Raw genomic sequence first — 14,094 nt, forward strand, 5'->3', positions numbered from 1 at the left:
TTCCCGGGCGCGGCGTCGCCGCCGCGCCTTCACCGTCCTCAATCCGACTTCAAGGAATCGATGCCATGAACGATCAACTTCAAGCTGCAGCCGTCAACGGGCCGACGGTCACCGCGGAAACCATTCTTGCGTGGATCCAGGAGTGGACCGAAGCGAACAACCTGAAGGTGCCGACCGATCTCGAACAGACCTTCGCCGACGCCGGCTTCGACTCGATGCATTCCGTCGAACTCGCGTTCTTCCTCGAAGAGCGGCTCAACATCAAGATCGACGATACGGTCCTTTACGACTATCCGACCTTCAATGCGCTGGCCGAGCATCTCGTCTCGCTGCAACCGCAGGGCACGAGCGCCGCCGCGGAGCCGGGCGAGGACGCGGGCGTCGGAAGCTGGTAACGCCAGGGCGCCGGTTCGAGACATCGGGCGGCCGGCGCGTCATCGACTTTGATCGGAGTACCGAAGATGGTGGAAATCAATCGCGTGGACCACTGGATGTCGCGCGTCGTCGGCTGCGGTTCCGCGTTGCCCGAGCACCGCATGACGAATCATGACATCGCGCTGAAGGTCGACACCACGGACGAGTGGATCACGCAGCGCACCGGCATCAAGGAGCGCAGGATCGCGGCGCCCGGCGAGAACACGTCCGATCTCGCGATCGGCGCGGCCCGGGCCGCGCTGAGTCACGCAGGGATCGCCGCGGCCGACGTCGATCTCATCGTGCTCGCGACCTGCACGCCCGATCGCACGATGCCTGCGACGGCCGTCCGCGTTCAGGAAGCGATCGGCATGCCGCGGGGGGCTGCGTTCGACGTGCAGGCCGTTTGTTCGGGCTTCGTGTTCGCGCTCTCGGTCGCCGACAACATGATCCGGCTCGGGCAGGCGCGCACCGCGCTGGTGATCGGCGCGGAAACGATGTCGCGTATCGTGGACTGGCAGGACCGCAATAGCTGCGTGCTGTTCGGCGACGGCGCGGGCGCGCTGGTGCTGCGCGGCGAACGGCGCGAAGGCGACAGGCCGCGCGGTGTGCTGTCCACGCATCTGCATTCGGATGGACGGTACTGGGACAAGATTCACACGGACGGCGGGGTATCGTCGACGCAAAGCGCCGGCAAGATGCATCTGGAGGGCCGCGACGTATTTCTGCATGCGGTCGTCAATCTCGCCGACGCGTCGCAGGAAGCGCTCGATGCGCACGGGCTGACCCGGGACGACGTCGACTGGATCGTTCCGCATCAGGCGAACCAGCGCATCGTGCAAACCGTCGGCACGAAGTTGAATCTGCCGATGGAGAAGGTCGTGCTCACCGTCGGCAAACACGGCAACACGTCGGCGGCGTCGATTCCGCTCGCGCTCGGCGAAGCCGTATCCGACGGACGCATCAAGGAGAACGATCTCGTCCTGACGCCTGCAATGGGCTCGGGCTTCACGTGGGGCTCGGCGTTGATTCGCTGGTAATTCACGGGCGAGGCACCGGCGCACGTCGGTGCCCGACGGATCGGCATTTTCCCGGAATGTGGGAGCCCTGTGGAAATGCTCGTGAAAGTGACAAAAGTTCACTTTGAGCGCTCGGGCCGCCGTTCTATGCTGGCTGCACGTCGCACACGGCGGCGTGAACAAACAGCCCGATCGGAGCGTAGATGGCACCCGATATTCCGGATGAATCCTGGGATGCGGCGGCGTCCGGCATGCCGACCCGACGCATGAAGCACGCGGCCTCGCGCTTGAAGCACGGATGGCGCCTACTCGCCTACGGCGCGCGCGGGGCTACGACAGGATCCGCGCATGGCAATCGGCGATGAACGTCTGGACCGCCGCTTCGCGCAGCGGCTCGCCGAGATAGAAACCCTGGCCGTCGACGTCCGGCAGCGTGCTGGCCCATTCGAACTGCGCGGCGGTTTCGATGCCCGTCATCACGATGTGCTTGCCATGGCTTTGCGCGATGTGCACCAGGGTCTCAACGACCCGCATGGATTCGTTGTTTTGCAGGACATCGCGGATCAGCGAGCGATCGAACTTGACGATATCCACCGGCAACTGTTGCAACAGCGTCAGCGAATTGAAGCCTGCACCGAAGTCGTCCAATGCGACGCGCACGCCGATTGCCTGCGTCGCATGGATGGCCTCCACCAGCCAGTCGAGCCGGGCAGGCGGAACGACATCGGTCAGCTCGATTTCGACGCGAGCCGGCTCGAGCCCGAGCGACGTCAGCAGTGCGGAAAGCTGCGCCGGAAAATCCGCGTGCCCCAGCTCCGACGGAGACAGATTGATCGCGAGCGACAGCTTGCCGTAACCGGCCGCCTTCCACTGCGCCAGCATGTGCGCCGCTCTTCGGGTGAGCAGTTCGGTGAAGCGCGTGGCCAGAGATGAATCCTCGATCAGGCTGATGAACGACGCGGGCTCCAGGATGCCGCGCGCCGGATGGCGCCAGCGCATCAGACATTCGAAACCGGCCAGACGGATTCCCTGGAGCGCGAACTTGGGTTGCAGGAGGAAAAAGAACTCGCCCTGACGAAGTCCGCGTTCGGCATCGTCGAGCGGATCGTTTGATGCAAAGGGGAAATTCATGAATGTCCGGATACGCCGATTAAATGTCGGCAGCATGTTGCTGATCGATCGATTCTATTGAGTGGAATGAAAAATTTCAACTCATGGAAAATAAACAAATGTAAATTTGTTTATTGTTTTGTATATTGGGGCTCGATTTTTGAGAATGAGATTCATGGGAATCGTATTGTGATATCGGGACTGCATATTGAAAGCTGAATTGATTTTCGTTTTGTGTGATGATTCGGCTTTTAATTCACAGATTTTTTGGGTGGAGCGAGCGATGCGCGTGCTTTGGATGAGGGATGATGTCGCCTGGAAGTGATGGCTTATTATGGAAAGTATCAGGATGGAGCTTGAATTAAATGTTAATTTAATTGTAATTAAATTTTATGGTTAATTCCGGTGAAAATTGAAGTATAATTAACGCATATTAAATTACGGATCGCTGCTTGGAGGTCGTTTGGCCGGGTACGTCCGCGCGCGTATGTACAGGGCGGGCGATCGGCACGTGAAGGGGGGTGACCGGCTGCTGCGTCTCCGGTCAATGCTGCTTGAAGTGGGGTGCGGTGTTTGACGCAGGCATGTCAGATGCCGATCAATGCGATATCGATGGAGCATCATCTGATCGACATGTTCGGAAGATTTTTGGGGCTGGGGCGGCGCCGTTCATGTGATGAAGGCAGGCAGATGGCCGGGAGCGTGTCCTCGTATTGCGCCACGGAGCGGATACGCGTGACGTTTGCGCTGGTGCTGGTCTGTGCGGTGCTCACGGCGACACATGCGCTGCAACGCGTCGACCGCGCGTGGTTCGGGTTCGTGTCACGGTCGGCCCACGGCGGGCCCGTCAAGCCGCTGGCGATGATCGTGGTCGACGAACGTACGACCGCGCGTCTGGGCAACTGGCCGTTCAGCATCGAAACCCGTGAGCGGATGATGGAGCGGCTTGCCGGAAGCGGCGTCGCAGTCGTCAGTATCGACCTGACCGGCTTGCGGGACGTCGCGCGCGCACGTGCCGGGCACCGCGGTGGCGAGGCGGCAAGTCGCGGCGGCGCACGAACGGAGGCCGGGAGCGGCAACCTCGGCAATTCCGGCAACGCCGATCAAGCCTGCGCGCGCGACGCTGCGTTTCACTGGAACGGACCTTGCGAGCGCTACTCGTACGTCAACGTGCTGGACGGCGCGGTGCCGTCGAACCGGCTGAGCGGCCGCGCGGTCCTGATTCGCGCGGCTGCCGACCTCGGGCATGGCCGGCCCGGCGTGTCGTCGGCCGGCGTGCGGCCGATCGGAGACGATGCCGCGGCAATCGTTGCATCGCCTGCGCCGGCCGCGGCGGCACCGCTTCAACAGGCCGGTCTTGCGTGGGCGCTGCTGTTCAACGAGGCCGTCGTGTGCGTGATCTGTGCGTTGCTCTACCGGTTCGGTCCTGGTGCCGGCCTCGTTGCATCGTTCGTCGTCGCAGGAGCGGTTGCTGCGATCGCGTATGCCGTGTTCGTGGTCGGCGGCGAGGCGCTGCCGCCCGCCACCGGCATGCTGATGTGCGTGCTCGCCTGCGTGCTGGTGTTCTGGCGGCGTACCGAAGTGTTGCTGCGCTTCATCGGTCTCCTCGGCGACCGCATGGCGACCGACCCGTTGCTGCATGCGGAGTCGGCGAGCGTCGTGCGACACGTCGACCCGGTTCGGCGGCAACTGGACAGGACTGCGAATCTGGATGCGCGAGTACGTCGCTATCGTGCGCTCATCGACGCATGGGTCGACAGTCTGCCGGAAGCGACGCTGATTGCGTCGGCCGACGGTGTCGTGCTGCTGGCGAACCGGCGGATCGCCGCGTGGTGCGCGGAGCCCGACGAGCATCCGGATGCCGGGCGGGCGCCGGTGGGCCGGCCGGTTTCGGACGTGCTGTTTCAGATCACCGCATCGCATCGGGCGAATGAATTCGTCGCGCAGGCGTTGACGTCGCTCGATCACTGGCCTGACGGCGACGCGCTGTCGGCACAGACGAAATCGCAGCTCGACCAGGGAATCGAGATCGCCAATGCACGGTGCGGTCGTTCGCTGCTGATCAAGTGCGCACCGATCCGCCCGTCCGTCTATGGCGAGCGCGCGCTGGTCTTTCATGTCGCGGACGTCTCGTCCGTCCGGATGGCCGAGCGGCAGCGGGACATGGCGCTGCGATTCCTGTCGCACGACATGCGGTCGCCGCAGGCGTCGATTCTCGCGCTCGTTTCGCAGATCCGGCGGGATCCGTCGCGGTACACGCCGCAGCGCTTCGCCGAACTGGTATCACAGTATGCGACGCGCGCGCTGACCCTCTCCGACGATTTCCTCTTTCTTGCCAGGGCCGAGAATCTGCCGCCGAAGCTGGCCGCGGTCGATCCCGCACTGGTGCTCGGCGATGCCGTCGACGATCTGCTGCCGCAGGCGAGTGCGAAATCGACGATCGTCAACCTGACGGCGGAGCCCGGGCTCAGTACGATCGCCGATGTGCAATTGCTGCGGCGGGCATTCGTCAATCTGATCGGCAACGCGATCAAGTTCGGTCGCGAAGCCTCCACGGTCGACGTGGAGTTGTCGGCCACGGATCGGCACGTGAAGATCGCCGTGACCGATTACGGAACCGGCATATCCGAGCGCGACCAGGAAAAGCTGTTTCGCGAATTCACGCAACTGGACGGCGGCGCGTCGATGTCCGGGCATGGTTTGGGCCTGGCATTCGTCAAGACGGTCGTCGATTCGCTCGGCGGAAAGCTGCAGGTCCGCTCGAAGCTGGGGGAAGGGACGACCTTCCTCATGTTCCTGTCGAAGCACGATCACGACGCGGCGCTCGGGCGCTGATCGGGCTGCCGCGATGCCTTGATGGCTAGGCGCTGGAAACGACCTGAATCCGGCGCGCCTCAGGGGCGCCCGTGTGTTTCGCGGGCATCGCGAGGTCGAATTCGAGAATCGTGCTTCGAGACGGCAACCGCGCGACGATCGACGGATCCTGCAAACTGCTGCCGCGAAAGTAGGCGGGGCTCGTCTCGGCCGCCGCGAGCAGCGGCGTATCGGGCAACGCGGCCCAGAACGCGATGAAGCCATATCCGTCGTCCGGCTCGAACCGGTTGCACACGCCGCGCACGCGTGAGCCGACCTGGCCCCAGGCAGGCGAGCCGGAGGCCGCATCGCGAACCGGCAGCAGGCCCGGCACCAGATAGCCGCTGATGAACTGGTCGGCCGCATCGCGTAATTCGAGCGGCACGTTGTCGAACCCGAGGACTTCGACCCGGCATCCCTTCTTCTGCAACGCTCGTACGACTTCGACGAAATCGCCGTCGCTGGTGGCGACGAGCACGGTGTCGAGCCGGTCCGATTCGGACAGCGCGTCGATGGCCATGCCCAGATCCGAATTCGATTTGACGGTTTCGGTGCCATCCTCGTCGGCGATGTGTCTGAGCGGCTTGACCGTGACGCGGAATCCCTTGTCGCGCAGTGCCGCCTGATAGCCCTTGATCCGCGCGTCGTAATCGGCGGAGCGTGCCGCGCGGCGTGCGTCGAAACTCAGATACGCGTGCAACCGCTGAATCGTGGCGCCGGCCCGACCCGCGAGCGCGCGCAGCACGTCGTATCGCATCAGATGGCCGCCATTCGCGTCGATGCTGCTGCCATCCACATACACCCCGACCCTTCTCATCGTCGTCATCCGGATTGCTGGTAGCTGGTCGCTCAGGCGTTCGAATCAAGCGCCGTCGTGCCGCGTCGCGCGCTTTCCGCACGGGTAGGGCGCGGCGCGGGCGCTCGGTCGTTCCGGCCCGGCGCCGATACGGCGGCAAACGCGATGCCGCCGGCGATGCCGGCAAGCCCGAGGCGCGCGTTACCGCCCACAGGGGCGCGATGCCGGTTTGCCGGTCGTTCGATGTGGCGCCCGCCACGCGGGCGAAGCGTGAATGACGCCACCGGCGTCGCGGCAGGTCAGTCGCGGCCGCTGACCGCGATCGAGACCCGGCGATCGGGCTGCAGGCACGCGATCACGGCGCGGCTCTGGCCGGGCGGGCAATGCGCGACGGGCTCGCGCGATCCCACGCCGTCCGCCTCGATGACGTTTCCGTCCAGGCCATGCGCGATCAGATAGCGGCGGACCGTTTGCGCCCGCGCGCGCGACAGCGGGTCGTTCACCGCGGGGGTGCCGATCCGGTCGGTGTGCCCGACGACGACGATCCGCGTGATCGTCTTGTGGCGCTTGATCCGCTCGACCGCATCGTCGAGCTGCGCCTTGCCGCCCGGCTGCATCGATTCGAGGCTCGATTGGCCGAACGCGAACAGCGCGTCGCTTTGCAGCGTGAATTGCTCGATCGGCGCGGCCGGCGGCTCTGCCGCGGCCGCCGGCGCGGCGGATTGCGTGCGCACGAAGTCCGCGCATGCGGGGTCGCGCCAGTACGTATTGCTCACCTTCATGTGCTCGTCGTAGCGCACCTGGTACTGGCACGAGACGACTTCGTTGCCGCGGCGGAAGTCGAACAGGTAGTTCCACACGTGGCTGCCGACGAACCACTCGTTGAAGTGAGGAGGACCGAGCAGGTCGAACATCTGGTCCTTGTTGAGGCCGGGCCCGACGTTACGCAGGTTGGCCACGTTCACGAACGTGCCGCCCTTCGGGCTGGCGGATTGCGGATCCGGGAAGCGGGGCGGCCCGTCGGCCGCACAGCCTGCCAGGGATGCAACGGAAAGCACACTGACGGACAGCGCAAGTGCCCATTGGATTTTCATGATCAGTCTCTCATCGTATAAGGAGCCGCGTATCCGGCGCCGCGGCAACGATCGATCGTTGCGCGCGGCCGCCGCGTGTCGCTGCAGGACAGCCGTTTTTCCGCCGTCACCACTGGTAACCCGCGCCGATCACGGCGCCGTAGTCGTTGCGCGTGTTGGTCGTGATGGCGGCCTTATAGATCCAGTGATTGTTCTCGGAGATCGTCGAGATGCCGATCGCCTGCCCCGACTGGCTGCGATAGACGCTGCCGGCGATCGCCACCATGCTCTTGCCGGGGCCGGACGGTTGCGGCAGGCCCGCGACGGCCATCGCACTGGCGGTGCCGCCGTCCGCGTCGCGTCGCAGCGACTGGATCTTCGCGTCGGTGTACGCGTTCGCGTTGCCCACCGCGGCATTCAGTTGCTGGACATTGACGCCATCGGTGGGCGCGGTGCCGGCGGCGACGTTCGTGAGTTGCCGCGTCGAAGTCGCCGTGCCGATCGACACGACGTTGTTGCGCCCGCCGTCGTTGCTGCCCGAGCCGATCGCCACGGAGCCGTTGCCGGACGACGTCGCGCCCGAGCCGATCGTCGTCGAGCCGGTGCCCGATGCGGTCGAGCCGTTGCCGACCGCCGTGCTGTTCGAGCCGGACGCCACCGCGCCGTTGCCGCCTGCCGACGAGTTCGAGCCCGTCGATGCGGGCGGCGTCGACGAGCCCGGTGTCGACGGGAAGCCGCCGTTACCGTTGGTACTGCTGATGTTCTGGATCAGCGTCGTCAGGTTCTGGTTGACGGCCTCGAGCTGGCTGACGTTGACCGCGTCGGTGCCGGCCGAGCCGGCGGCGAGACCGGTGATCTTGCGGTTGCCGACGTTGATTTCGCCGGCAGACGACTGCGGGCTGCTCAAGCCGTACGCAATGTAGTTCGACTGCGCGCCGACCGTCGTGACCGAGCCGGCGCCGAGCGCGATGCTGTTCGCGAAGCTCGCGCTGGCGCCCGAGCCCAACGCGATGGCGTCGGCTGCGCTGCTGTTCGCGCCGGAGCCGATCGCGATGCCGCCCGACGTGCCGGCGACGGCGTTCGCGCCTTGTGCGATCGATTGCGGCCCCGTCGCATTCGCGCCGCTGCCCAGCGCGATGGCATCGGCCTGCCCCGAGTTCGCGGCCTGACCGATGGCCACGCCGCCGGGCGCCGTCTGCTGCACGATCGCACCGTTGCCGATCCCGACGCCGTTGTCTCCATTGACGACGGTGGTCGGCCCCACCGCGATCGATTCGGCGCCTACCGCGAGCGAATCGGCGGCGGTCGAGTTGGCATGGAAGTACATCGTCGGCGTGACGGCGAACGATTGCAGGGCCCCGGTCAACTGCCGGACCGTGACCGCATCGTGCGCGTCGGTCCCGTCGGCGACGTTGATCAGTTGCCGGTACGTGTTGCCCGATGCACTGCCGAACGACACGGCGCCCAGCAGGGTCGCGTCGGACGTATTGAACGGTACGGTGTGGCTGCCGGCCGGAATCGTGCCGCTGCCGGCCGCGATGGCGCGATCCGATACGGCGCCCGAGCCGATCGCGACGCCGCCGGCTATCGAAACGGCCGTCTGCGCACCGAGCGCCACGCCGCTCGCCGCGCTCGATTGCGCGCCGGTGCCGGCGGCCAGGCTGCCGGCCGCGCTCGCGACTGCCTGAGGGCCGACGGCAATGCTGTCCGTCCCGGTCGCCTGACTGTCGGCCAGCGTCGAGTTCGCGTGGAAGTATTTGATGCCGGCGCCATTGTTGATGTTCGAGATGGCCGTCGTGTTGGCCGTCACCTGCTCGTTGGTCGCGAACAATTGCGAACCGTTGACCGCATCGGTGCTGGTGCCGCTCAACTGGCCGGCCGCAACGTTCTGGATCTGGCGCTCCGCGCCCGGTGCGCCGACGCTCACGACGCCGGCGGGGGCTGCGCCCGCGAAGTTGTAGGTCACGCCGCCGATGACCGCGCTCGAGGTTGGGGTGGCCGCGGTGGTGGTCGCGTTCGCACCGAGCGCGACAGAATTCGCGACCGTCGCTTGCGCGTTGCCGCCGATCGCGACGGCATCGGCGCCGGTCGCCGACGAATCGGGTGCAGTCGAATTCGCGTGGAAGTACTTGATGCCCGCGCCGTTGTTGATGTTCGATATCGCGGTCGTGTTTGCCGTTACTTGCTGGTTGGTCGCGAACAACTGCGACCCGTTGACCGCGTCGGTGCTGGCGCCGCTCAACTGGCCGGCCGCAACGTTCTGGATCTGGCGCTCCGCGCCCGGCGCACCGACGCTCACGACGCCGGCCGGTGCCGCGCCCGCGAAGTTGTAGGTCACGCCGCCAATGACCGCGCTCGAAGTCGGCGTGGCGGCGACCGTCGCTGAATTCGCGCCGAGCGCGACGCTGTTGGCCACGCTCGCAGTCGCACCCGAGCCGAGCGCGACGCCACCGGTGGCAGCGGCCTGGACGTTGGCCGCATCGCCGATCGCGATCGCGCCCGCGACATTGGCCTGCGACGCGTTGCCGAGCGCGACGGAACCCTGCCCGGTCGCGACGTTCGTATTGCCCAGCGCGACCGCGCCATTGCCGTTCGCAGTGTTGTTGGCGCCCATGGCCACGGCGCCGTTGCCGGTAGCCGTGTTCGGATCGCCGATCGCCACCGCGCCGTTGCCGTTCGCGGTTTGGCCTTCGCCGAGTGCGATCGCACCGGTGCCGCCGGTCACCTGCGAGTTGTGACCGCCGGCGATCGAACCCGCGCCCGCGGCTGCGGCCACCGTGCTGGTGTCGCCGAATGCGACCGTCGAGCCGGCCAGCGCTTGCGAGCCGGTGCCGATCGCGACGCCGCCGTATGCCGATACCCCGGCATTCACGCCAAGCGCCACCGAGTTGTCGGCGCCTGCGGTAGCACCCGCGCCGAGCGCGACGCCGGAAATGCCGGATGCGGTCGCCAGGTTGCCGAGGGCGATGCCGAACAGGGTGGACGCCGTGGCGGTGTTGCCGATGGCGATCGAGCTCGTGCCGCTCGCCGTCGCCTGGCTGCCGAATGCCTGCGCGTAGGTATTGCTGGCGAGCGCGTTGTAGCCGATGGACACGGCCTGCGCGCCCGTCGCCTGCGTGCCGGAACCGGGGACGCCCGCCGTGCCGCCCGGGCCGAGCGCGACCGCGTTGACACCCGACGCCCCGCTGTTGACGCCGATCGCGACGCCGGACGCGCCGCTGACCGATGCGCCGGAACCCAGTGCGATGCCGGCGTCGGCGGTGTTGGTGGTGATCGACTTGAAGCCCGCGGCGATCGAGTAGCTGCCGGCCGCGGTCGCGAGCGTCGCCAGCGCGGTCGAGTGGTCGCCCGATGCGGTACCGCCGGCGCCGAGCGTCGTCGCGGAATTGTTGGAGGCAACCGACGCGTTGCCGAGGGAAATCGATGAAACGCCGGACGCCGCTGCATTCAATCCACCGGACAGCGCGTTGTCTGCGCTCGACCGTGCACCCGCACCCAACGCCGTGCTGCCGATTCCGGATGCCGTGGAGAAATCGCCGAGCGCACTGGCGTTCTCGGCGGTCGCGGCGGCAGAGGCGCCGAACGAGGAAGCGTTGGTGCCGGTCGCGAGTGCCTGATGGCCGATCGCGCTCGCACCGATTCCGCTGGCTGTCGTGTTGCCGCCGATGGCAGTCGAACTGCTACTGGAGGCTGTGGCGGCTTGCCCGAAAGCGCTGGCGCCGGTGTCGCTCGCGACGGCGCTCGAGCCGATCGCCGTCGCCGCGGTGTTGGTTGCAGACGCCAAGACGCCCAAGGCAACAGAGTTTGCAGCGGTTGCCAATGAATTGGGGCCGACCGCAGTTGACGTGATGCCCAACGCAAGGGCTGCGGGACCGAGAGCGGTGCTGGTTTGCCCGGACGCAGTCGCGTTCACGCCGATCGAGAGCGCATTCCCTCCGGTAGCGAGTGCATTTGCTCCCATCGAGATTGCGCCGGCGGCGGACGAATGGGCATTCGTGCCCAGCGCTACTGCATTCAGTCCGGAGGTAGATGCTTGGCTGCCGATGGCAATTCCAAGTCCACCGCTTGCGGTTGCGGCTACGCCGCCGGCGCCTGAGATCGCGACATCTCCGGTCCCCGTGGCACTGCCGTTGCCAGCGGAATACTGGGCGTGTGCGATCTGGTAAGACGCGCCGAGGCAAACCGGGATCGCCAAGCCGAGAAGGATTCGAATGGTCCGTTGCTGTCCGATCACCGAGTGTGATCCCGCCAGCCGGTCGTCGCACGAGACGTCCGAGCCGGAGTCGCCCTTGCCGCGCGCCTTGCCGAGCTCCGATGCTGCGACGAACGTGCCGCGAGACTTGCTCCATATGACCTTGTACACTCTATTCATCTTGATCACCCCTATGAAGGAATAAATCTTTATCGGATACGATTGGGTAGTGGTGCTAAATGCCTTGTGACAATAAAATTTGCGTCATGGGCGGTTGATCGAGATCTTGCGCTGTCCATGGAGGACGATGCGAGGTGTCGTCCATGGCGCTGCAAGCGGGTCTTGAGCGGGAGCGTCGCTCGGCGACTTCGACGGCGCACGGCCGTCGAAATATCGGAATGGAATGATCGGGTGCGACCACGACAGTGTGTCGGGTCTCGAATGGGATTGGGGCGGGCCGGGTAAGTCGATCGCGTGACAACGCCGCGGTCGCGGTGATCACCGATCGCTTCATGAGGTTTTCCATTTCTGTATCTCGGCATGAAAAAATCGTGCTCGACGGCAGGCCGCCGTTACTGTAAATGGGATAGTCGGAACAACTGCCAATTCAATATGCGATCTTGATTTTTGGACGAATAAATTCGTCTTCGAGAATAGTTCTGGGTACTTTGCGATGACTTTTATAGATTGGTGAATGCCGATTTCCGTGCGGAGAATCGATCATTTTCAAAATGATATAAACGTCTTTAATTGCATGATCCTTGTTATGCTAGATATTAGGAGAGAACATTCGAATCAAAAAGCAAACATTTGTCACGCATTGAATGATTGTTAACGTGTGACGACGCTGCCATTATTGCGATGGATCGGATGGGGCGCACGTAGACGGTTTGGGCTGACTTGCAGCACGCGTCGGTGTCAAAACGCCGGGAGGCATCGGAGATCCGATGGTCAGGTGTTCCGAAATGAATAGGAGTTCAAAGCGAACGCGGGGCGGTCATTACGTCGGCGTGCGGCGCAAGGGAATCCGGCGCGTCGGCCGGCGCATATCAGGCGCCGTGCGGATGCGGTTCGTCGCGGTGCAGAATGCGACGATCAGCATCGGCAATGCCGTTGCGGCGCCCGCGCGAGATTCGAGATGGCCAGTGCCGCGGAAGCCCGTCTCGTTGCGTGACGAAGCGCCGGCGCATGCCGGGAGCCCCGCCTCCTGCCCGAGACACGGCTACCTACCTGCAACGAAACTCACGCGCGGCTTTCCATCAGCATGCCTACGTCGCGACGAACGTCGGCCGACGCTTCGGCGGCGGGTTTGATCTGATCGAGTCGATAACCGAGCGTATAGATGGCGGAAAGGCGCAAGCCGTTCTCGATCCCGAGTTTCAGCTTCTGCCGAATCCGGTAGATATGCGTATCGAGCGAACGCGACTCCGTTCCCAGTTCCCGCCCCCACGCCGTGGTCGCCAGCAACTCGCGCGACATGATCTTGCCGAGATTGTGAAACAGGCACGCGACGAGTTGAAATTCCTTCGTCGTCAATTCGATCTTGGTATCGCGAAGCCGGACCGCGCGCTCCACCGGGTCCAGCACGTACGCGCCCGCCCGGATCGGCTCGTCGCGCTTCACGTTGCGCGCAACGCGGCGCAACAGCGCGTTGACCCGCGCGGCGAGCTCCTCGGCGCGGAACGGCTTGCTCAGATAGTCGTCGGCGCCGGCCTCCAGCGCCCTGACGACATCGAGTTCCTCGACGCGGCTGGTGAGGAACAGCACGCCGTATTCGACATCGGCACGTGTCCGGATCCAGTTCAGGACTTCGATGCCGGTCAGGCTGGGCAAGTGCCAATCGAGCACGACGGCGTCGACGGATTCGGATCGCAGGTAGCGCAGCGCCTGCTCTCCATCGACGACGACCTTGATCGTGTGGCAATAAGGGGAAAGTGCGCTTTGCACTTCCTCCGCCTGAACGGGATCGTCCTCCACAACCAATATGCGCATTCGTGCCCCCGGGTATCGTGATCGGCCTGCTCGACTGAAACGGCAAACATGGCTGTGCGAGCAGGCAAACGTTTGCTTTTTGATGCAATTGAAACAAACGGTTAAGGAATATAAATCATCGGTAATGAGCAAGATTGTGACATTTTGTGAATTCGTCGTATGAATGACGCGGCCAGTAAAAAGAGACGGAACCCATCTTTTTCGAAGGAATTTTTTACTTGCCCGGGGAGCGCGCCGATAAATGGAATCGCGATTTCGGGCCATCGGCGCGCGCGGTGTCGTGGCCAGGCGGCGGTCGTGCGGATGGCAGCAGCCGTCAATGGAAAAGTCGGGTAGCGACGACGCATTGCTGCGCCGCCGCCCCCTAAGAACCGTACGTGCGAGTTTCCCCGCATACGGCTCAAGCCTCTATAAGGCCAGTGGTTAAACTAACCCGGCGGCACAACGTACCGACCGGCGTGTGTACCTGCTTTATGACAGCACGCGTACTAGCTGCGGCCGCACCACATGCGGCGTGTGCGGGAGACCCGGCTTCGGATCGCAGCACGCTGCGCGAAGTAGGCAAACCACTCACGGTCGTAGGGGTTCGCATCCGACTGGACTTTCGGATGCCGTTCGATGGTTACGCTTGCCGCCGTCCGAAGC

Annotated in this window: 8 protein-coding genes; 3 read left to right on the top strand and 5 right to left on the bottom strand. The window is 64.7% G+C overall.

The annotated features are described in order from the left end of the window. Positions 1 to 65 precede the first annotated feature (65 nt). Both QZM15_RS20530 and QZM15_RS20535 read left to right on the top strand, forming a co-directional pair. The gene (locus tag QZM15_RS20530; RefSeq protein ID WP_059583780.1) at positions 66 to 395 is read left to right on the top strand and encodes an acyl carrier protein; all 330 of its coding nucleotides are present in this window, start codon (positions 66 to 68) and stop codon (positions 393 to 395) included. 66 nt (positions 396 to 461) lie between these two features. Continuing rightward, positions 462 to 1,454 (top strand): beta-ketoacyl-ACP synthase III, encoded by a 993-nt coding sequence (locus QZM15_RS20535; protein WP_089466225.1) that lies wholly within the window; start codon positions 462 to 464, stop codon positions 1,452 to 1,454. Between the two features lie 309 nt (positions 1,455 to 1,763). Here the strand turns inward: QZM15_RS20535 and QZM15_RS20540 are convergent, their stop codons facing one another. Next, positions 1,764 to 2,600, bottom strand: a complete 837-nt coding sequence (locus tag QZM15_RS20540) for an EAL domain-containing protein (RefSeq protein ID WP_302107148.1) — start codon at positions 2,598 to 2,600, stop codon at positions 1,764 to 1,766. 678 nt (positions 2,601 to 3,278) lie between these two features. Here QZM15_RS20540 and QZM15_RS20545 point away from each other — a divergent pair. Beyond that, positions 3,279 to 5,378, top strand: a complete 2,100-nt coding sequence (locus QZM15_RS20545) for a sensor histidine kinase KdpD (protein WP_104013125.1) — start codon at positions 3,279 to 3,281, stop codon at positions 5,376 to 5,378. A gap of 25 nt (positions 5,379 to 5,403) precedes the next feature. Here QZM15_RS20545 and QZM15_RS20550 read toward each other — a convergent pair whose 3' ends face one another. From QZM15_RS20550 to QZM15_RS20565, 4 genes are all read right to left on the bottom strand, one after another. Continuing rightward, positions 5,404 to 6,213 (bottom strand): NYN domain-containing protein, encoded by an 810-nt coding sequence (locus QZM15_RS20550; protein WP_179231830.1) that lies wholly within the window; start codon positions 6,211 to 6,213, stop codon positions 5,404 to 5,406. 278 nt (positions 6,214 to 6,491) lie between these two features. Next, entirely contained in the window at positions 6,492 to 7,286 is a 795-nt protein-coding gene (locus tag QZM15_RS20555) for an OmpA family protein (RefSeq protein WP_060010700.1), read from the bottom strand. 106 nt (positions 7,287 to 7,392) lie between these two features. Continuing rightward, complete coding sequence (locus QZM15_RS20560) at positions 7,393 to 11,637, bottom strand: YadA-like family protein (protein ID WP_302107149.1); 4,245 nt, start codon at positions 11,635 to 11,637, stop codon at positions 7,393 to 7,395. 1,062 nt (positions 11,638 to 12,699) lie between these two features. After that, a complete protein-coding gene (locus QZM15_RS20565; RefSeq protein WP_302107150.1) occupies positions 12,700 to 13,581 on the bottom strand; it encodes a response regulator transcription factor in 882 nt (293 codons plus the stop codon). Positions 13,582 to 14,094 lie beyond the last annotated feature (513 nt).

The sequence above is a fragment of the Burkholderia sp. AU44665 genome, from assembly GCF_030504405.1.
GTDB classification, from domain to species: Bacteria; Pseudomonadota; Gammaproteobacteria; order Burkholderiales; family Burkholderiaceae; genus Burkholderia; species Burkholderia semiarida.